Genomic DNA, 18,924 nt, shown 5'->3' on the forward strand with positions numbered 1-18,924 from the left:
TTCAGGAATACATCGCCTCGATACGCTCGGCGTACTTGGTCTGCACCAGCTTGCGCTTGAGCTTCATGGTCGGCGTGAGCTCTTCGTCCTCGGCGCCGAGCTGCGTCTGCAGCAGGAAAAACTTCTTGATCTGCTCGACGCGCGCGAACTTCTTGTTGACCTGGTCGACCTCGGCCTGGATCAGCGCCAGCACTTCGGGCGCTCGCGTCAGGCTTGCATAGCTGGAGAAGGGAATATCGTGATCCTGCGCGTACTTCTCGACGTTTTCCTGCTCGATCATCACGATCGCGGTGAGGTACGCACGCCGATCGCCGATGACCACTGCATCCGTCACGTAGGGGGAGAATTTCAGTTCGTTCTCCCACTCGCTGGGCGTGATGTTCTTGCCGCCGGCGGTGATGATGATGTCCTTCATGCGGTCGGTGATGCGGAAGTAGCCGTCCGCATCCGCCACGCCGACGTCGCCCGTGTGCAACCAGCCGTCGGCGTCGATGGTCTCGGCCGTCTTCTCGGGCTGGTTCAGGTAGCCCATGAAGACATTGGGACCGCGCACCAGCAGCTCGCCGGTGCTCTCGTCGACCCGGACCTCGTTGTACACACTCGCGGTGCCGATGCTGCCCAGGCGCATGCCGCGCGGCGGCATCGACGTGGAGATGCCGCAGGACTCGGTCTGGCCCCAGGCCTCGAGCATCGGGATGCCGAGGGCCAGATACCAGCGGATGAGGTCCGGTGCGATGGGCGCCGCTCCGGTCGCCAGGATGCGGCAGCGGTGAATGCCGATGAAGCGCCGCACGTTGTTCAGCGCCGCGACGCCGGCAACCCGGTACTTGAACCGCAGCCACGGGCCGACGGTCTCTCCCTTGAGCACCTTCTCGGTCACCGCATGGCCGACCGACAGCGACCATGCGTACAGGGCCTGCTGCACCGGGCCCGCCTCCTTCACGGAAATGGTCACGGCCGAATAGAACTTCTCCCACAGCCGGGGCACGCCGCCGAACACCGTGGGCGCGATCTCACGCACGTTCTCGGGCACGGTATCGGGGTTCTCCACGAAGTTCATGCGCGTGCCGGTGTAGATCGACGCATACAGCCCCGTGACCCGCTCCGCCACGTGGCACAGCGGCAGGAAGCACATGCGCTCGTCGTGCTCGTCTTGCGGCAGCGTGGCATTCTGCCCGTGTACCGCCGTCAAAAGGCTGCGGTGCGAGTGCATCGCGCCCTTGGGCTTGCCGGTGGTGCCCGAGGTGTAGATCAGTATCGCCAGGTCGCCTGCGCTGCGAGACTGGCAGCGGCGCTCGAACTCACCCGGATGTGCGCTGTCGAAGGCCCGGCCCTCGGCTTGCAGCCGATCGAGTGTGATCACCATGGGGTCATCGAACTCGCCGAGGCCCTTCGAGTCGATGACAACGATTCTGCGCAGCAAAGGCAGGCCCGCTCGCGCCTCGAGCACCTTGTCGAGCTGCTCCTCGTCCTCGACCACAATCAGGACGGTCGACGAATCCTCGCAGAGAAAGCGCACCTGCTCGACCGCATCGGTCGGGTAGATGCCGTTGGCCACGCCCCCCGCCGACAGCACCGCCAGGTCGCACCAGACCCACTCGATGCGCGTGTTCGCCAGGATCGACACGCAGTCGCCCGGCTGCAGACCCTGCGCAGCCAGGCCCATGGTCAGTTCGCGGACTTCCGTGGCGACCTGGTTCCAGCTCCAGCCGCGCCAGAAGCCGAAGTCCTTCTGGCGCATGAGGATGGTGTCGCCTCGCTTGGCCACCGCGTTCCAGAACATGGCGGGCAGCGTATCGCCGGGCACCACGATGTCGTGCCGTGGTTTGAAGTGATCGAGATTCCAGAGGTTCGCCATTTTTATCGCCAGTTCTTTTTCTTCTTCCAGCGTCGCTCGCCGCGCGCTCCGGCTTCCTTCATGCCGAGGTAGAACTCCTTGATGTCGTCCTTCTCGCGCAAGACGCTGCAACGGTCTTCCATCACGATGCGGCCGTTCTCCAACACGTAGCCGTGGTCGGCCACGTTGAGCGCCATGTTGGCGTTCTGCTCGACCAGCAAGATGGTGGTGCCGCGCTCGCGGTTGATGCGCACCACGATCTCGAAGATCTCCTTGGTCAGCTTGGGGCTCAGGCCCAGGCTGGGTTCGTCCAGCAGGATCAGCGCCGGCCCGGCGAGGATCGCACGGGCAATCGCCAGCATCTGCTGCTGCCCGCCGGACAGAAGCCCCGCGTCGATCCGTGCGCGCTCGCGCAGGATGGGGAAGTAGCCGAACACCGTCTCCATGTCGCGCGCGACACCGTCGCGGTCCTTGCGGGTGTATGCGCCCATCAGCAGGTTGTCGTGCACCGAGAGCAGCGGAAACACCTCGCGGCCCTCGGGCACGTGGCTGAGCCCAAGGCGCACCACCTCGCTCGGCTCCCGCGCCGTGATGTCCTCGCCGCGGAAGCTGATGCTCCCCTTGCGCGGATCGATGATGCCGGAAATGGTCTTGAGGATGGTCGTCTTGCCGGCGCCGTTGGAGCCGAGCACCGTGACGATCTGGCCTTCAGTCACGACCAGGCTCACGCCGCGGATGGCTTTGATGGGGCCATAGGCGCTCTCGACGTTCGCCAGTGTGAGGATGGCTTCGGTCATGCCGCCACCTCCCTGCGCAGCGACGCCACGTCGTCCACCGTGCCCAGGTAGGCCTCGATGACCGCCGGATCGGCCTGCACCTCGGCCGGGCCTCCCAGCGCCAGCACCTGGCCCTGGTTCATTGCCAGCACCCGGTCCGACACCTTGGACACCAGCCCCATGTCGTGCTCCACCATCAATACGGTCACCCCCAGTTCGCGCCGGATGTCCTGGATCCAGAACGCCATGTCCCCGGTCTCCTCGACATTGAGGCCGGACGAGGGTTCGTCCAGCAGCAGAAGCTTCGGGCCGGTCGACAGCGCCCGGGCCAGTTCGACCACCTTGCGCACGCCGTAGGGCAGACCGGCAACCAGCGCATCGCGGTGGTGCTGGAGCTCGAGAAATTCGATCACCTCCTCCACCTTGCGCCGCGTCTCGCGCTCGGCATCGCGCACCTTGCGCGTGAAGAGCAGCTCGCTCCAGACCGTGGTCGAACGGCGGATGTGCCGGCCGATCAGCAGGTTCTGCAGCACCGTCGCATGCTCGAACAGCTCGATGTTCTGGAAGGTGCGCGCGATGCCCAGCGATGCGACGCCGTGCGGCGGCACGTCCGCCAGCGCGCGGCCCTCGAAATCGATGCTGCCGGCGCTCGGCGAGTAGATGCGGCTGATCAGGTTGAACACCGTGGTCTTGCCCGCACCGTTCGGCCCGATCAGCGTAAACACTTCGCCGCGCTTCACGTCGAAGCTGACCTTGTTGACCGCCAGCACACCGCCGAAGCGCACCGTGAGGTCGCGGGCCGAAAGCATGACCTCGCTCATTTCAGCCGCTCCGATTTCTGGAAGGATTTCTGGCGCTTGAACATGCCGCGCCGGTAGAAGGGGTACAACTCCAGCCAGGTGCGCACCTTGAGCCAACGGCCATACAGGCCCATCGGCTCCAGCATCACGAAGGCGATCAGCACCACGCCGTAGACGAAACCCTGCAATCCGGCGGCCTCGCCGATCCCGGAAGGCAACACCCCCTTCGCAAGCCCGATGAGCTGCGGCATCACGATCAGGAAGATCGCGCCCAGGAACGCACCGTGCATCGAGCCCAGCCCGCCGATCACCACGATCAGCAACAGATCGATCGACTGCACGAGGCTGAACTGCTCGGGCGAGATGAACTGGATCTTGTGCGCGTACAACGCACCGCCGAGGCCGGCCAGCGCCGCCGAAATGGCAAAGGACAACGACTTGTAGCGCGCCAGCTGAATGCCCATGCTCTGCGCCGAAACCTCCGAGTCGCGAATCGCCACGAAGGCGCGCCCGGTCGGCGAGCGCAGCAGGTTCAACACCGCCAGCGTGCTGCCCACCATGCAGGCCAGGCACAGGAAGTAGAAGGAGGTCGAGTCGTCCAGGGTCCAGCCGAACATCGAAGGGCTCGGCACCGTGCGCCCGGCACTGCCTCCCGTCACGCTTTCCCAGCGGGCCATCACCTCTTCGACGATGAAGCCAAACGACAGGGTGGCGATGCCGAGGTACATGCCCTTGACACGCAGCGCCGGCAGTCCGACGACCACGCCCGCCGCAGCCGACAGGCCCATGGCGCAGGCGAGCGACAGCGGAAACGGCCAGCCCCTTGCCATCAGGTAGGCCTCGGCGTACGCACCCACGCCCATGAAGGCTGCATGGCCGATCGAGAACTGGCCGGTAAAGCCCGCCAGCAGCATCAGGCCGACGGCGACGATCGCATAGATGAAGATGAACACGAGCTGCGCCAGCCAATAGTCGGGCAGTACCCACGGCGCGGCGAGCAGCGCGAGCATGAGCAACCCGTACCAGAAGCGCTGGCCGCCATGCCGTGCCAGGTCGATGTCCTGGTCATAGCCCGTCTTGAAGATGAAGCGCATGTCAGACCTTTTTCCGAACGTTGCCGCCGAACAGGCCGGTCGGCTTGACCGCCAGCATCAGCAGCACCACTGCATACGGCATCACGTCCTTGAAGCCTTCGGGGAGATAGAAGCCGGAGAGCGACTCGACCAGCCCGATGACCAAGCCGCCGACGATCGCGCCGGGCAGGCTGCCGAAGCCGCCGACGATGGCTGCCGGAAAGGCCTTGAGACCGATGAAGCCCATGTTCACGTGCACGAACGTGATGGGCGCCAGCAACAAGCCGGCCACAGCGGCCACCGCCGCAGCGAGGCCCCAGACGAGGCCGTTCAGGCGCTGCACCGGAATGCCCATGTAGTAGGCAGCGAGCTGGTTCTGCGAAGACGCCTGCATCGCGACGCCCATGCGGGTAAAGCGAAACAGCAACCAGAGTGCACTGCACAGCAGCGCGGTGGCCGCGATCACCGCCAGCTGTTCACCGACAAGGGCCAGGCCGGCCGCGTTGAAGGCCGCCCCCTTGTAGGGTGCCGCCAATGCATGCGTGTCGGTGCCGACGCCCGGCAGCATGGTGATGGCGCCACGCGCAACGTAGCCGATGCCGAAGGTCAGCATCACGATGGAGAAGGCCGGCTGGCCCAGCACAGGCCGGATCACCAGGCGCTCGACGAGCACGCCGAAGACGCCCATCGCAAGCACCGCGAGCACGGCGGCGCCCCAGAACGGCAGGTGCAAGACGCTCATGCCCGCGAAGCCGGCGAACGCACCCAGCATCATCAACTCGCCCTGCGCAAAGTTGACTGTCTCGGTGGCTTTGTAGATCAGCACGAACCCGAGCGCGATGAGCCCGTAGACGCATCCCTGCGCGAGTCCTGCAACGATGGTTTGCAGCAGCAAAAAGTTGTCTCCTTCAAGAACCGGCGGTCGTTGGGGTGGCTGCAGCATCAATGCCTGCAGACCTCGCTAAGTTAAAGACCCGCGAGGCCCTGGGAATCGTCCGATCCGACGATCCATCGCGGGCATGACTGCGTGTATTCCCGTAGCCCGGCCGCAAGTGAAAACAGCCCGCCGCCTTTCGGCTGCGGACTGCGTTCGGCGCTTGGCTCGCTGGCCGTGCACGTGGCACGGCCGCAGCTCAGTCGACGGCTTTGAAAGACAGCGTGGCGGGGTTGGCCTTGAGGAGCACCAGCTTCTGCAGCGAAAGGTGGTTGGTGGGGCTGAAGGACACCGGTGACGACATCACACCCGTGTCGTAGTCCTTGATTCCCTCGAGCTGCGTCACGGTGCAGGACCAGGTCAGCGCCTTGCCGCAGCGGCCGAAGGCCTCGAACATTGTCTTGGCACCCGCGTACCCGGTGAAGGTGAAGCGGTTGATCTTGGCGAAGTCGTCCGCGCTGAGCAGCGCCTTGGCCTTGGCCAGGAAGGCCTTGCCCTTGTCGCTTTCCTCGGCCACCACGTAGTCGAGCACGTAGACGTTGTCGCCCGCGGTGCCCATCAGCTTGAGCGCGACCGGCACGCGCGACACGTAGGAGATGCCCACCGGGATCCTCAGGCCCAGCCGTTCCAGCTCCTTGGCCATGGCGACGTTCTCGCCTACCACCCCGCCCGCGTACAGCACCTCAGCGCCGGCCTCCTTCGCGCGCAGCATCTCGGACGAGAAGTCGACCTGGCCCTTCTTGTAGACCGCAGTCGAAACGACGTTGAGCTTCTTCGCCTTCTGCACAGCCTCGAAGCCCTGGCGCGACAGGTCGCCGTACTCGTCGTCCTGAGTCACCGCCGCCCACTTCTTGCCAGGGTAGCGCGAAGCCAGCGCATCGGTCAGCTGTTCCGCCACCAGCGGGTGCTTTGTGCCGAACACGAAGACGTTCTTGACCACAGGCGTATGCAGGTCGTCGGAGAAGCTGATGGTGCTGATCGCCGGCACGCCCAGCTGCTTGACCAGCGGCAACGCCGCCTGGCCCTGGCCGCTGCCCGACAGCGAGGTCAGAGCGAACACCTTGTCGACCGTGACCAGCTTGCGCACACCCTGGATGGTGCGCGAGACCACGTAGCCATCGTCCTCGGAAATCAGCCGCACCTTGCGGCCATGGATGCCCCCGGCCGCATTGGCCTCGGCCACGGCCAGCTTCACGCCGATGTTGTGCGCCACGCCCAGCAGCGCGGGCGGCCCGGTCAGCGGCAGGATGTCGCCGACAACGATCTCGGTGTCGGACACGCCCTGCTGCTGCGCGAGTGCGGGCAACGCCCAAACTGTGCAGGCCACGCAGAGGGCGGCGATGGCGGTCTTCTTGAATGTCATGGGAGTCTCCGTTGTCGATAGAAAGAAGCAGCGCCTTCAGTAGCGCAGCGGCCAGTGGATCCAGCGATGGCGCAAGTCGTGCCACATACCGAGCAAGCCGCGCGAGTCGAAGCGCAGGAACGCGATGATGGCGATGCCGTACAACATGCTCTTGACCTCGTGCGCGCTGGTGGTCAGCACCTCGGCATAGCGCCCGCCGAGTAGGCCGAACAACGCGGCGACCACTTCGGGCAGCGTGACGATGAAAACGGTGCCCAGCACGGCCCCCAGCACCGAGCCGACCCCGCCCACCACGATGATCGCGAGTGCCTCGATGCTCAGCAGGAATGGAAAGCCCTCCACCGTCACGAAGTTGATGTAGATCGCCATCAGCGCGCCGCCGATGCCGGTGATGAAGGCGCTGATGACGAATGCAACCAGCTTGTAGCGCCACAGGTTGATGCCCATCGCACGTGCGGCGATGTCGTTGTCGCGGATCGCGACGAAGGCTCGGCCGAGCCGCGTGCGGCGGATGTTCAGCACGACGAGCACGGTGAGCACGGCAATGGCCAGGCACAGGCCGTACAGCGACTTGTCGTCGGCCAGGCTGATACCGAAGAGCGTCGGCCTCGGCACCTGGATGCCACGCGCCGCGCCGGTGAACTTTCCGCCCGCCAGGATCACTGCGCTCACGATGAAGGAGAAGGCCAATGTGGTGATCGCCAGGTACAGTCCCTTGAGCCGCAGCGACGGCACGCCCACCACGAGCCCGGCCACGGCCGGCACAACGCCCGCCATGCCGAAGGCCAATAGCGGATGCCAGCCGAACCGGCTCACCGCGATCGCATAGCCGTAGGCGCCCAGCATCAGGAAGGCGACGTGGCCCAACGAGATCAGGCCGGTGAAGCCGGTCAGCACATTCAGCCCCAGCACCGCTACCAGCGTGAAGAGGATCACCGTCATGTGCGACAGCAGGTAGGCGTTCGCCACCCACGGCAGCACCACCAGTGCGGCGACCAAGATGGCCAGCCAGGTCTTGACCAGGCGGGAATCCGTCAGCGCGACCAGCTCGCTGAAGTCCTGTTTGAAGAAACCACTGCGCATCAGACCCTCTCAATCTCACGTTCGCCGAACAGGCCGAAGGGCCTGACCATCAGCACGACCAGAATCAGCAGGAAGCCCGCGACTTCCTTCAGCGTCGAAGACACGTAGCCGCCCACCAGGTTCTCGGCCACGCCGATCACCAGGCCACTGATGCCGGAGCCGATCACGGCGTCGAGCCCGCCGAGCACCGTGGCCGGGAAGGCCTTGAGGCCAAGCGCGAACAGCTCGGGCGACAGGTTGTAGATGACGGCGAAGAAAACGCCTGCCAAGCCAGCAAAGACCGACGAGGCCGCCCAGGCCACCGCCTGCACCTGTGCTGTCGACACGCCCATCAGCCGTGCCGTCTTCTCGTCGGACGCCACCGCCCGCATCGCGATGCCGAAGCGACTGCGCTGGAAGAAGAACCAGACGCCCGCCACGCACAGCAGCAACACGACCACCACGCCGATCTGGCTGCTGCGCAACCCGATGTCGCCAAGGCGCACCACCGCATCGGCCGCGCCAACGTCCAGCTTCTGCGGCGAGGCGCCCCAGACAAGGATCACCAGCGAACGCAGCACCACCGCCAGGCCGATCGTCACCAGCACCGCCGAAAACACCGGCTCGCCCAGCATCGGCCGCATCACGATGCGCTCGATCAGCAGCCCGACCGCGATGCCGCCGACCACGGCCATGGCGACCACGCCGAGCGCTCCGGTGCCGAAGGTGGTGCTGAAGGACCACGACAGGTAGGCGATCAGCATGCCCACTTCGCCTTGCGCAAAGTTGACCAGGCCGGTGGCCTTGTAGATGACCGAGAAGGCCATCGCGATCAGGCCGTAGATGGCACCGATCACCAGCCCCGAGATCACCAGTTCGGACAAATAGCCCATCAGGTAGCCCCTCCATAGATCTGATCGAGTTCGCGCGCGAACTTCTGGTTGATGAGCCCGCGCCGGACCTTCTGCGTGGCCGTGAGTTCGCCGTCGTCGTGATCCAGCTCTTTGTCGAAGATCACGAAGCGGCGAACGTTCTCGACCCGCGCGAATCGCGCGTTCACCGCGTCGACCACGCTCTGCACGAGTTCTCGCACCTCCGGCAGGCTGGCGAGCGACTTGTAGGTCGTGTATTGCAGATCGCGTTCGCCGGCCCAGCGGCCCACGCTGTCGAAGTCGATCTGGATCAGGCCGCCGAGGAACTTCTTGCCCTCGCCGACGACGATGGCCTCGCGCACGAACGGGCTGTCCTTCAGCGCGTTCTCGATCTCGGAGGGCGCGATGTTCTTGCCGCCGCTGGTGATGATGATGGCCTTCTTGCGGTCGACGACAGCGATCTCGCCATCGGGCCGCACCTCGACGATGTCGCCCGTGGCGAGCCAGCCGTCCGCGTCCAGCACATCCCGCGTTCCCTTGTCGTCGAACAGGTAGCCCCTGAACACGCCCGCCGAGCGCACGAAGACCTCGTTGTCGGGGCCAAGCTTCCACTCCGTTCCGGGCAGCGGCACACCGCAGCTGCCCGCGACATTGGGCCGATCGGGCAGTTGCACGAAAGCGAGGCCGCCGCACTCGGTCAGACCGTAGCCTTGCCCCACCGGCAGGCCGATGATGTCGAAGAAGCGCAGCGTCTCCGGAGACACCGAGGCGCCACCGCACATGCGGGTGTGACTGCGGTTCAGGCCCATGTGGCGCTGCATGTTGCGAAAGAGCAGCGCATACCAGAAGCCGAACTCCAGTCGATCGGCCAGCCCGACACGCCCACCGGCGGCGGCACGGCGGTCCGATAGCACACGTCCGCGCTGCATGCCCTTCCGGAAGATCGCGTGTGGAATGGACCCGCTGTCCTTCATGCGGAACTCGAAGTTCTGCTGCAGCTTTTCCCAGATCCGCGGCACGCCGAGAAAGAACGAGGGCGCGATCTCGCGGATGTTCGCCGACACCGTATCGACCGACTCCGCGAAGTTCACGCAGCCGCCCGTCAGCAGATGCATCACCGTCGAATAGCTGCGCTCGGCCACATGGCACAGCGGCAGGTAGCAGACCGACTCGAAACGCTTGCCCAGCATGCCGCGCGCGGCTGCATAGGCGTGGGCACCGTAGATGAAGTTGCGGTGCGTCAGCATCGCGCCCTTCGGCGGCCCGGTGGTGCCTGAGGTGTAGACCAGGATGTTGACGTCGTCGGGCAGCAGCGACTCGATCGACGCGTCCAGCCGCTGTGCGGCCAGCGGGTCTTCCGCCTCCAGCAGCTGGCCGAGCTCGATCAGCGCATCGAAGCTTCGCGGCCGGTCAGGCTCGTAGCGGCGCAAGCCTTTCATGTCGACGCAGAACACGTGTTCGAGGAAAGGCAGGCCATCGCCCTCCTTCATCGCATCGAGCACCTTGTCGGTCTGCTCCTGATCGCCGGTGATGGCGACCTTCGCCTGGCAATGGCGCGCGATGTACTGCACTTCGGGCCAGGGATTGGTCGGGTAGATGCCGACCACCTGCACGCCGAGCATCTGTGCCCCAAGGTCGGCGAAGAACCAGGCCGGCACGTCCTCGGCCGCAATGATGATGCGGTCGCCGCGCACGAGCCCCAGCTTCATCAAACCCAGCGCCACGTGCCGGGCCGCGGCTTCGTAGCCGGCCCACGTCGTGCCCTGCCAGATGCCGTGGTTCTTCTCGCGCAGGGCCACCTGGTCGCCTCGCGTGCGAGCATGAGCCCGCAGCAGTTCGGGCAGCGTGGCCTCGCCGCGCGCGAGCCTCTCGTGCGGAATCATCGAATCAGACATGGTTCGCTTCTCCCCCCAGGTAGGCCGCCAGCACACGGGGATTGGCCGCCACTTGCTGCGGCGTTCCTTCCGCGATCAGGCTGCCGAAATCGAGCACGTAGATGCGGTCCGACAGGTCCATCACCACCTGCATGTCATGTTCGATCATCAGCACCGACACGCCGAACTCGTCGCGGATGTCGAGCGTGAATCGGGCGATGTCCTCCTTCTCCTCGCGGTTCATGCCTGCGACGATCTCGTCGAGCAGCAGCAGCGCAGGCTCGCAGGCCAGCGCGCGGCCGAGTTCCACCCGCTTCTGCTGGCCGTAGGCCAGCTGTGAGACCGGCTTGTCGCGCAGCTCCTCGATCTCCAAAAACTCGATGATGTGCTCGACCTTGCGGCGCGCAGCGATCTCGGCGTTGCGCGGGCGGCCCCAATACAGCAGCGACTCCAGCACGCTGTAGTCGAAGTGCACGTGACGCCCGATCAGCAGGTTCTCGACCACCGTGCCGTGGCGGAACAAGGCCAGGTTCTGGAAGGTGCGGCCGATGCCCGCGGCCGCATAGTCCGACGACTTCAGCGACGCCGTGTCTTCGCCCTTGAAAAGGATCTGCCCGGCCGACAGCTGCAGCACGCCGCTGATCAGGTTGAAGGTGGTGGTCTTGCCCGCGCCGTTGGGGCCGATCAGGCTCACGATCTCGCCGGGCATGACGTGCAGGCTGACGTCGTTGACCGCTTTCACGCCACCGAAGGAGCGAGACACGCCGCGCACGTCCAGGATTGGTGCGCTCATGACAACCACCTCTTGCGGCGCTTGTAGTGCTTCACGTCGCGCATGCTGGTGCGGCCCTGCTGCGTGCTCAGGCCGAGGTAGAACTCGCGCACGTCGGCATTGCGGCCCAACGCCTCGGGCGTGCCGTCCAGCACCACGCGGCCGTTCTCCATGATGTAGGCGTAGTCGGCGATGGCCAGCGCACGGCTGGCGTTTTGCTCCACCAGCAGAATGGTCAGCCCGTTGCGGTCGCGCAGGGTCCGGATCGCCTCGAAGATCTCCGACACCACCAGCGGTGCCAGGCCGAGCGAAGGCTCGTCGAGCGCCAGCATCCTTGGGCGGCTCATGAGCGCACGGCCGATGGCAACCATCTGCTGCTCGCCGCCCGACAGGTAACCGGCGATCTGGTGGCGCTTCTCGACCAATCGCGGGAACAGGTCGAACACGTAGTCGCGCGCTTGGGCGAGGACGCGTCGGTCCTGCAGGTGCGCGCCGACGATCAGGTTTTCCTCAACCGTGAGCGTCGCAAACAGCCGCCGGCCTTCGGGCACCTGCACCAGGCCGAGGCCGACGATGCCGTGCGCCGTTGCCTGTTGGATCGACTGGTCCAGCAGGTGGATCGAGCCCTTCTCGACCTTCCCGTCCTCGGCATCGAGTACGGCCGAGACGGCCTTGAGCACGGTGGACTTGCCAGCGCCATTCGAACCGAGCAAGGCCACGATCCGGCCGGCGGGCACCTCGAGAGACACGTCGCGCACGGCCTCGATGGCACCGCCGTACACAACCTGGATGTTGCGGATGGCCAGCATCGGTGTTGCCATCGCATGCGATGCAGTGTTCGGGGGCTGCAATGAAACCGGGCCCGGCGTTGCGGGATGACTTGTCATGGGCATTGAATCCATTGGCAATGTGGCGTTCAGCGAAGGACTTTGCCTCTTTATTAGACCGTCGGGTCGGTCTTTTAATGGCTCGATTGTGTCGTGCTGCAGACCGGCCGGCACTAGTGCTTACCCGGGTCGGAATGGAATCGCTATGCGCAAGCCAGTGGCGCCAGGTGTTGCTTGAGCGCCAGCGACGCATCCGCCAGCTGGGCCGCATCGATGCGAGATGCCGCCGCCACCAGCCTCTTGGCCACCATGAAGTCGGCCGGCCGATTGACTGCATCGGCGGCGATCACGCAGCCGTCGCGCAGGTAGAAGGCGATGAAGCTGCGCTCCTGCGGCTTGCCGCGCAGCACGCATTGTTCGAAGCCAGCCGACAGGCCGACCATCTGGAGTTTCAGATCGTATTGATCGGACCAGAACCACGGCACGGCATGGTTGGGCTTGGGCTTGCCGCAAAGGCCCGAGGCCGCCGCACGCGCCTGCTCGAGCGCATTGGGCACCGACTCCAGCCGCACACGCCGCCCGTAGAGCGCATGGTCGTGCACCGTGCAGTCGCCGGCCGCCACGATGTCAGGGTCCGAGGTGACGCCGAGCGCATCCACCACGATGCCACCGTCGACGGCGAGCCCGGCGGCCGCTGCCAGCTCTGCATTGGGCAGCATGCCCACCCCCACCACGACGCAATCCGCCTCCAGCCGCTGGCCGTCGCTGCAGATCACGGCCCGCACGCGGCCACACTGGTCGCATTCGACGCGCTGCACGGCGACACCGACCCGGAGGTCGACACCCGCATCGCGGTGCACCTCTGTGTAGAAGGCCGACAGCGCTTCGCCCGTCACGCGGGCCAGCACGCGCGGCTGGGCTTCCAGCACCGTGACGTGGGCGCCCAGCTTGCGCGCCGAGGCGGCGACCTCCAGGCCCACGTACCCGCCGCCGATCACGACCAGGCGGGTGCCTTCGGCCAATGCCTCGCGGATCGCCTTCGCGTCCGCCTGCGTGCGCAGGACGTGCAGGTTGGCGGGCGTCGCATCCGCCACGAGTCCTTCGACCGCCAGCTGACGCGGACGGCCGCCGGTGCACAACGCGAGCTTGGCGTAGGCCAGCGTCGAGCCGCCCTGCAGTGTCACGGTCTTCGCGGTTGGGTCGATCGACGCGGTGCGGATGCCCAGCCGCACTTCGATGTGCGATTTCTCGTACGTTTCCTGCGGCCGCATCGTCAGCGACTCGGGCGTCGCCGTTCCTTGGAGGAAGGCCTTGGACAAAGGCGGCCGGTGGTAAGGCAGACAGGGCTCCTCGCCGAGCAGCACGATCGGCCCGGGCCAGCCGAGCTGGCGAACGCCTATGGCGAGTTCCGAGCCGGCGCTGCCGGCCCCGACGATCAACAGGGTATCGGTTGATTGCATGATTTTCCCTAGGCTTTCGGTGCGTGAGGACGTTATAGTCCGACTAGTCGGTCTAATAATAGGGAATCGGAGGCTTCGATGCAAGCAGGGGATGCGCCTGCTTGCCATCGACAAGATCGGCTTCAGAACCCGAGGCGCATCCGCAACCAACTGGCCATGGCATGACACGAGTACGCGCAGACGATTACGGCGACAAGAAGCAATCCATCCTCGACCGCGCGGCTGTGCTGTTCGCGCGCAAGGGCTTCGAACTGACGACCATGGTGGACGTGGCCGCTGCGTGTGGCACGTCCAAGTCGCGCCTTTATCACTACTTCCCCGGCAAGGAAAACCTGCTGTTCGAGATCGTGCGCGAGCACATCGCCGGCCAGGCCAGCGAACTCACCGACATCGTGGCCATGCCGATCTCAGCGGAAGAACGTTTCCAGCGCTACGTGGATGCGTTTGTCAGGCGGGCCGCACACTCGCGCGACGAGCACCTCGTGTTGATGAACGACCTCAAGTTCCTGCCCGCGGCGCATCGCAAGCTGGTGCGAAAGCTCGAGACGCAGTTGGTCGACCTGATGACCGGCCTTCTCAAGGAAATCAACCCTGCGCTGATGCTGCCGGACAAAGTGCAGACTCCTTACGCCATGCTGCTGTTCGGCATGATCATCTGGACCTTCACCTGGTACCAAAAGAGTGGCGCAATCGCTCCGGCCGAACTCGCCGCGCGCATCTCGCACCTGTTCGTGCATGGTTTCAAGGACAGCGGTTTTGCCGACGGCTGCCTGAATAACGGCGGACGCTAATGACGTGGCGGAGGCCCGGCCGGGAGGAATGAACCAGGTGCCCTGAGCAGGTCGCGCGGCCCGGGTTCAGGCGTAGCCCATGAGACAGTCCTGGGTGACTGATGCCACCAGCACGCCATGGCGGTCATGCACGCTGCCGATCGACAGTCCGCGCCCCGCCACGGCGCAGGGGCTGTGGCTGTCGAAGTGCAGCCAGTCGTCTGCTGCGAATGGACGGTGGAACCAGATGCAATGATTGAGGCTCGCGACGTACAGCCGCCGGTCGCTGTCGAGGTCTCTCACATGCGAGCCGAGGCTGCTGAAATTGAGCCACCAGTCCGACATATAGGCGAATGCCGCAGCGTGCATGCCTTGGGTCGCTGGCAGTGGATGACGCGCCTTGAGCCAGTACCTCAGACGCAGGGTTGCCGTATCGGGCGCCACCTGCGACTCCATATCGGGCACGCGGAAGTCAATGCACGCCTTCTCGCGCAGGGAATAGCCGCCGAGTCGCTTGAGGCGAGACTCCCAGGGCAGCGACGCATCCGGAAGCGGTGGCACGTCGTCAGGATTCGATTCCAGCGCCTGGATCGCCACCTGGTGCTCAGGCGCGTCCAGTGGCAATGCGAAGGTGACCTGCGCATCGAACAGCGAGCGACTGCCCTGCGTGCCACGGACGTGTCGCGATGTGAAGCGCTTGCCGTCCTGCAAGGGCGTGACCTCGAAGTCAATGGGCTGGTCCGGCACGCTGCCCTGCAGAAACATGAACTGCATCGCGGTCGCCTCGCGGTCGGGCGGGGCGCTCATCGATGCAGCCATCAACGCCTGCCCCAGACTCTGCCCGCCGAAGGACCGGCCGTTCAGGTTCACATCCCCATGGCGGTTGCGATAGTGCCCGTGCCCCTCGCGCGCTTGCGTCAATGTCAGCAGCGCCGGCAGGTCGGCCTCGTTCCAGGGCTGGAGGCTATCGGCCATGGAACACCGGCTTGCGCTTGCCGATGAAGCTCGCAATGGCGTCGGTTGCGTCCGTGGTGGCAGCAGTCCGGTGCAAGGCCTCCGTTTCAGCGCCGAGTTGTTCGGACAAGGTGGCCCCCAGGGACTCCCGGTACAGGCGCCGCACTTCCCCATAGGCTTGGGTCGGTCCTTCTGCGAGGCGCTCCGCGCTGGCGCGTGCGTTGCGCAGCAGATCGGCCAGCGGCACCACACGATTGACCAGGCCCCAGTCCAGCGCTTCGTCCGCGTTGAGGACGCGCCCTTCCAGGTACAGCTCCGCAGCCCTTCGCATGCCCACCAGACGCGGGAGAAACCAGGAATTCGAGCCATCCATGGACAGCCCGAGTGCGCCGAAGCCCAGCGCAATCTTCGTGTTCTCCGCGGCCACCACGATGTCGGCGCAGTACATCAGCCCCAGGCCGCCTCCGGCGGTCGCGCCATGCACGGCAGCCACGATGGGCACATGCAGGCGGCTGAAGGTGCGCAAGGCCTCGTGGTACGGGCCGGTCATTGCACGCAGCAGGCCCGGCAGTTCGCCGTCCTTGGCTTTCGACAGAAAGGCGAGGTCGCCTCCCACTGTGAATGATTTTCCGTTGCCAAGCAGCAGCACGGCCCGGATCGACAGGTCGTTGGCGCATCGCCCGGCCACGATGCACAGTTCGTCCGCCATGTGTGCATTGATCGCGTTGTGGGCATCCGCCCTGTTCAAGCAGATCGTCGCGAGCCCATCCTGCACGTCGAACGTCAAGGTACGCAAGGCCTGCGGCAACGGCGGTGCGCCGCTCACCGAAGCCTGGACCCATCGTTCGCTGTCCGTGAGTTGGCTCAGTCCATTGATCTTCCGGTCGGCGAAGCTCAGGATGTGGATGAACTCGGCGTCGAGCCTTCCGCCTCCATTGCGGGCCTCGCCGGTGTACCTGCCCTGCACCAGGAGGCGCCCATCGTCGAGCCCATGAAAGCTCGTCGGTTGGGCCTGCGCAATGAAATTCTTCGCGATCTGACCCCAGAATTCCCGGCGCATCGCATTCGCGCCTTGATAGGTTCCACCAAGGCCGAACGGCAGCCCCTCGGTGGTCCGGCCCGTGAATTCGGGATGCAAGAGCGCATCCAGAGCTTCGCGGTCACCCTTGGCCAAGGCTTGGTACAACTGGCGTGCGCGTTCAATGCGGGCGGCTTCGTCCATGTGTTGTTGCATGTGTTCACTCCAAAAATCGACCGGCCATCGAGGTCCGATGGGCATCAGTATATAGACCGTCTTGTCGGTTTATTAAAACAGTAATGAATTTTCAGGTCGGCGCCAAGCGGCGCGTCGTTGACTGCCGAGCATCAACCGCCGACCACGCCCTTGTCCTGCAGTCGTCTAAACTCGGCGCTGCCGAGGCCGAGCACCGAACAGAGTACCTGCTCCGTTTCTGTACCCAACCGCCGAGCCGGCTGCACGGGACGTCGCGCATGGGAGGGGCAGCGCTTCGTGCCGCCCGCTCCGCCCAAGCGCTGAGTGGTGGTATCAACCGCCCTCTTCGTCGCCCTCGCCGACCCACACCACGCAGTCGCTGGCCGGTGCGCGCGCGGTGCGAAAGCTGTTCGCCGGATGCGATGCATCGGCCATTCCGAAAGAAATGCCGCACACGATGCGGCGCTCGTGTGGAATGTCGAGGTGCGCACGAAGCACGGCGGGATGCGCAGTCACCGCCGCCTGCGGGATCGCCGCAACGCCCACCGCCTGCGCAGCTGTCAGAAAGTTGGCGACGTACGCGCCGCAGTCGATCGCACCATAGGTGCCGAGCGCCTCGTCTGCCGTCACGATGGCCAGATGCGGCGCCCCGAACAACCTGAAGTTTTCGCTCGCCTGCCGCGCCGATGCGACGCGGTCGCCCTCTGCGATGCCGACCGCCGCATAGAGACCCATGGCGCACTTGCGCCGACGCTCGCGGTAGATGCCGTTGTACGCACGCGGCCATGACAGGTCGGGCGCTGGCACGTCGGACGCGACGGCCACCAGCGCCGTGCGCAGCCGCTCCAGACGCGGACCACTGGCAATATAGACCTGCCACGGCTGCGCGTTGCACCAGGAGGCGGTGCGCTGGGCCGCATCGAGCACGTGCTCGATCTGCTCGCGTGCGAGCGGGGCGGGCAGGAACGCCCGGCAGCTGTAGCGTTCGCTCAGCAGCGAACGTAGCGTGTCAAATGCAAGGGAGGCTTCAGCCATGCGCGAACCTCTCGTGCACACGCAGTGCAAACTTCATTTCCATGATGTTCTTCATTGGGTTTTGGAACTTGCAAGGACGCCGGAAATCACCCGCCGACCACGCCTCTGTCATGCAGACGACCGAACTCGGCGCTGTCCACGCCGAGCACCGAACACAGCACCTGCTCCGTGTCTGCACCCAACCGCGGGGCCGGCTGCACGGGACGTCGCGCCACGGCAGAGAAATCCAGCGGCAGGCCTGGCGCGACCAAGTGGCCCACGCCGGGCTGATCGACCTCGCCGAACATCGGATTGGCCAGTGAACAGGAGGCGTCTTCTCTCACGAGCTGGCCGACCGTCTGGTATTTGCCCCAGCAGACGCCATGCCGATCGAGTTGCGTGGCCACGTCCGCGAACGGCCTGGCACCCATCCACCGTGCGACCACGGCCGCGATCTCTTCGCGCGCGATGAAACGGTTGCCCTCGCGCGCAAGATCGAGCCCGGTGCGCTGCGCAATCACGGCGATCTCGTCTCCCATCGCCAGCGCATCGCAGAGCGAACGCCATTGCTTTCCTGTGAGGCCGACCACCATCACGCGCACGCCGTCCGAGGTGGCGAAGTCGTGGCCGAACGCACCGAAAAGATGGTTGCCGTGACGACCCCTCGCCTGCCCCAGTTGAGCCTCCGCCAGAAAGCCCAGGCTGCCTACGGCCGCAAGCGCCACGTCTTCGAGCGCCAGCTTCACGTGCTGTCCCGCGCCCCGGCGCCGCCGATGCCGCTCCGCCGCCAGCAACCCTGCGGCTGCCATCTGTCCCGTCACAAGATCCCAGGCCGGCAGTACATGGTTGACAGCCGTTTCGACCGCTTCACTGCCAGTGAGGTAAGGCAGGCCCATGCGGGGGTTGATCGTGTAGTCTACGGCCGAACCGCCATGGCGGTCCCCCTGCACGGTCAGCTGGATCAGGTCGCTGCGCCGCTCCCGCAGCTTCTCATGATCGAGCCAGCCGCGCGGCGGGAAGTTCGTGAGCAACATGCCCGCATCCTCGCCGGGGGCAGCGATGAGTGCCATCGCGAACTCCCGGCCCTCGGGCGAGCCGAGGTCGAGGGTGACAGATTTCTTGCCCTTGTTGAGCCCGGCCCAGAACAAGCTGGTGCCGTCCCGGGTGACCGGCCAGCGCCGGTAGTCCAGGCCACCGCCCAGCGCATCGATGCGGATCACCTCCGCCCCCATCTGGGCCAGCGTCATGCCGCCGAGCGGCGCCGCCACGAACGCGGCGGCCTCGACCACGCGCATGCCCTCCAGCAGGTTCGCGTTTTCCATC

17 protein-coding genes are annotated in these 18,924 nt (G+C 65.5%); 1 reads left to right on the forward strand and 16 read right to left on the reverse strand.

From position 1 onward, the window contains the following. Nucleotide 1: 1 nt before the first annotated feature. From VPA02S_RS02030 to VPA02S_RS02085, 12 genes are all read right to left on the reverse strand, one after another. A complete protein-coding gene (locus VPA02S_RS02030) occupies nt 2–1,858 on the reverse strand; it encodes an AMP-dependent synthetase/ligase (protein WP_062361801.1) in 1,857 nt (618 codons plus the stop codon). A 2-nt stretch (nt 1,859–1,860) separates the two neighbouring features. Beyond that, nucleotides 1,861–2,634, reverse strand: coding sequence for an ABC transporter ATP-binding protein (locus VPA02S_RS02035; protein WP_062361803.1), 774 nt, complete (start codon nt 2,632–2,634; stop codon nt 1,861–1,863). Then, on the reverse strand, nt 2,631–3,434 hold the full coding sequence (locus tag VPA02S_RS02040) for an ABC transporter ATP-binding protein (protein ID WP_062361805.1): 804 nt from the start codon (nt 3,432–3,434) through the stop codon (nt 2,631–2,633). The genes VPA02S_RS02035 and VPA02S_RS02040 overlap by 4 nt, the downstream gene beginning before the upstream one ends. Further along, the gene (locus VPA02S_RS02045; RefSeq protein WP_062361808.1) at nt 3,431–4,507 is read right to left on the reverse strand and encodes a branched-chain amino acid ABC transporter permease; all 1,077 of its coding nucleotides are present in this window, start codon (nt 4,505–4,507) and stop codon (nt 3,431–3,433) included. Before VPA02S_RS02045 ends, VPA02S_RS02040 begins: the two co-directional genes overlap by 4 nt. Before the next feature lies 1 nt (nt 4,508). Beyond that, nucleotides 4,509–5,381 (reverse strand): branched-chain amino acid ABC transporter permease, encoded by an 873-nt coding sequence (locus tag VPA02S_RS02050; protein WP_244883331.1) that lies wholly within the window; start codon nt 5,379–5,381, stop codon nt 4,509–4,511. Between the two features lie 238 nt (nt 5,382–5,619). Then, complete coding sequence (locus tag VPA02S_RS02055; protein WP_062361813.1) at nt 5,620–6,783, reverse strand: ABC transporter substrate-binding protein; 1,164 nt, start codon at nt 6,781–6,783, stop codon at nt 5,620–5,622. Nucleotides 6,784–6,819: 36 nt separating this feature from the next. Then, on the reverse strand, nt 6,820–7,866 hold the full coding sequence (locus VPA02S_RS02060) for a branched-chain amino acid ABC transporter permease (protein WP_062361816.1): 1,047 nt from the start codon (nt 7,864–7,866) through the stop codon (nt 6,820–6,822). Continuing rightward, nucleotides 7,866–8,738 (reverse strand): branched-chain amino acid ABC transporter permease, encoded by an 873-nt coding sequence (locus VPA02S_RS02065; RefSeq protein WP_062361817.1) that lies wholly within the window; start codon nt 8,736–8,738, stop codon nt 7,866–7,868. The genes VPA02S_RS02060 and VPA02S_RS02065 overlap by 1 nt, the downstream gene beginning before the upstream one ends. After that, nucleotides 8,738–10,612 (reverse strand): AMP-dependent synthetase/ligase, encoded by a 1,875-nt coding sequence (locus VPA02S_RS02070; RefSeq protein WP_244883333.1) that lies wholly within the window; start codon nt 10,610–10,612, stop codon nt 8,738–8,740. The genes VPA02S_RS02065 and VPA02S_RS02070 overlap by 1 nt, the downstream gene beginning before the upstream one ends. Then, complete coding sequence (locus tag VPA02S_RS02075) at nt 10,605–11,384, reverse strand: ABC transporter ATP-binding protein (protein ID WP_062361821.1); 780 nt, start codon at nt 11,382–11,384, stop codon at nt 10,605–10,607. The genes VPA02S_RS02070 and VPA02S_RS02075 overlap by 8 nt, the downstream gene beginning before the upstream one ends. Further along, on the reverse strand, nt 11,381–12,184 hold the full coding sequence (locus tag VPA02S_RS02080) for an ABC transporter ATP-binding protein (protein ID WP_244883335.1): 804 nt from the start codon (nt 12,182–12,184) through the stop codon (nt 11,381–11,383). The genes VPA02S_RS02075 and VPA02S_RS02080 overlap by 4 nt, the downstream gene beginning before the upstream one ends. A 209-nt stretch (nt 12,185–12,393) precedes the next feature. Further along, nucleotides 12,394–13,650 carry an NAD(P)/FAD-dependent oxidoreductase gene (locus tag VPA02S_RS02085; protein WP_062361826.1) on the reverse strand — a complete coding sequence of 419 codons (1,257 nt, stop codon included), beginning with the start codon at nt 13,648–13,650 and terminating at the stop codon, nt 12,394–12,396. Nucleotides 13,651–13,811: 161 nt separating this feature from the next. On the opposite strand from VPA02S_RS02085, the gene VPA02S_RS02090 reads away from it, so the two are divergent. Next, nucleotides 13,812–14,441 (forward strand): TetR/AcrR family transcriptional regulator, encoded by a 630-nt coding sequence (locus tag VPA02S_RS02090; RefSeq protein WP_081247478.1) that lies wholly within the window; start codon nt 13,812–13,814, stop codon nt 14,439–14,441. A gap of 66 nt (nt 14,442–14,507) precedes the next feature. Here the strand turns inward: VPA02S_RS02090 and VPA02S_RS02095 are convergent, their stop codons facing one another. From VPA02S_RS02095 to VPA02S_RS02110, 4 genes are all read right to left on the reverse strand, one after another. Continuing rightward, the gene (locus tag VPA02S_RS02095; RefSeq protein ID WP_062361832.1) at nt 14,508–15,395 is read right to left on the reverse strand and encodes an acyl-CoA thioesterase; all 888 of its coding nucleotides are present in this window, start codon (nt 15,393–15,395) and stop codon (nt 14,508–14,510) included. Further along, nucleotides 15,385–16,596: an enoyl-CoA hydratase-related protein gene (locus VPA02S_RS02100; RefSeq protein WP_218002171.1), complete on the reverse strand. Its 1,212-nt coding sequence runs from the start codon at nt 16,594–16,596 to the stop codon at nt 15,385–15,387. Before VPA02S_RS02100 ends, VPA02S_RS02095 begins: the two co-directional genes overlap by 11 nt. Before the next feature lie 324 nt (nt 16,597–16,920). After that, nucleotides 16,921–17,622 (reverse strand): nitroreductase, encoded by a 702-nt coding sequence (locus VPA02S_RS02105; RefSeq protein WP_062361841.1) that lies wholly within the window; start codon nt 17,620–17,622, stop codon nt 16,921–16,923. An 86-nt stretch (nt 17,623–17,708) separates the two neighbouring features. After that, nucleotides 17,709–18,923, reverse strand: coding sequence for a CoA transferase (locus VPA02S_RS02110; RefSeq protein WP_062361844.1), 1,215 nt, complete (start codon nt 18,921–18,923; stop codon nt 17,709–17,711). Nucleotide 18,924: the final 1 nt, after the last annotated feature.

Source organism: Variovorax paradoxus NBRC 15149, assembly GCF_001591365.1.
Classification (GTDB): Bacteria; Pseudomonadota; Gammaproteobacteria; order Burkholderiales; family Burkholderiaceae_C; genus Variovorax; species Variovorax paradoxus.

What these genes read in the sequence shown, in the direction of transcription:
- VPA02S_RS02030 (WP_062361801.1), bottom strand. Translation starts at nt 1,858, where the DNA reads ATGGCGAACCTCTGGAATCTCGATCACTTCAAACCACGGCACGACATC.
- VPA02S_RS02035 (WP_062361803.1), bottom strand. Translation starts at nt 2,634, where the DNA reads ATGACCGAAGCCATCCTCACACTGGCGAACGTCGAGAGCGCCTATGGC.
- VPA02S_RS02040 (WP_062361805.1), bottom strand. Translation starts at nt 3,434, where the DNA reads ATGAGCGAGGTCATGCTTTCGGCCCGCGACCTCACGGTGCGCTTCGGC.
- VPA02S_RS02045 (WP_062361808.1), bottom strand. Translation starts at nt 4,507, where the DNA reads ATGCGCTTCATCTTCAAGACGGGCTATGACCAGGACATCGACCTGGCA.
- VPA02S_RS02055 (WP_062361813.1), bottom strand. Translation starts at nt 6,783, where the DNA reads ATGACATTCAAGAAGACCGCCATCGCCGCCCTCTGCGTGGCCTGCACA.
- VPA02S_RS02060 (WP_062361816.1), bottom strand. Translation starts at nt 7,866, where the DNA reads ATGCGCAGTGGTTTCTTCAAACAGGACTTCAGCGAGCTGGTCGCGCTG.
- VPA02S_RS02065 (WP_062361817.1), bottom strand. Translation starts at nt 8,738, where the DNA reads ATGGGCTATTTGTCCGAACTGGTGATCTCGGGGCTGGTGATCGGTGCC.
- VPA02S_RS02070 (WP_244883333.1), bottom strand. Translation starts at nt 10,612, where the DNA reads ATGTCTGATTCGATGATTCCGCACGAGAGGCTCGCGCGCGGCGAGGCC.
- VPA02S_RS02075 (WP_062361821.1), bottom strand. Translation starts at nt 11,384, where the DNA reads ATGAGCGCACCAATCCTGGACGTGCGCGGCGTGTCTCGCTCCTTCGGT.
- VPA02S_RS02080 (WP_244883335.1), bottom strand. Translation starts at nt 12,184, where the DNA reads ATGGCAACACCGATGCTGGCCATCCGCAACATCCAGGTTGTGTACGGC.
- VPA02S_RS02085 (WP_062361826.1), bottom strand. Translation starts at nt 13,650, where the DNA reads ATGCAATCAACCGATACCCTGTTGATCGTCGGGGCCGGCAGCGCCGGC.
- VPA02S_RS02090 (WP_081247478.1), top strand. Translation starts at nt 13,812, where the DNA reads ATGACACGAGTACGCGCAGACGATTACGGCGACAAGAAGCAATCCATC.
- VPA02S_RS02095 (WP_062361832.1), bottom strand. Translation starts at nt 15,395, where the DNA reads ATGGCCGATAGCCTCCAGCCCTGGAACGAGGCCGACCTGCCGGCGCTG.
- VPA02S_RS02100 (WP_218002171.1), bottom strand. Translation starts at nt 16,596, where the DNA reads ATGGACGAAGCCGCCCGCATTGAACGCGCACGCCAGTTGTACCAAGCC.
- VPA02S_RS02105 (WP_062361841.1), bottom strand. Translation starts at nt 17,622, where the DNA reads ATGGCTGAAGCCTCCCTTGCATTTGACACGCTACGTTCGCTGCTGAGC.
- VPA02S_RS02110 (WP_062361844.1), bottom strand. Translation starts at nt 18,923, where the DNA reads ATGGAAAACGCGAACCTGCTGGAGGGCATGCGCGTGGTCGAGGCCGCC.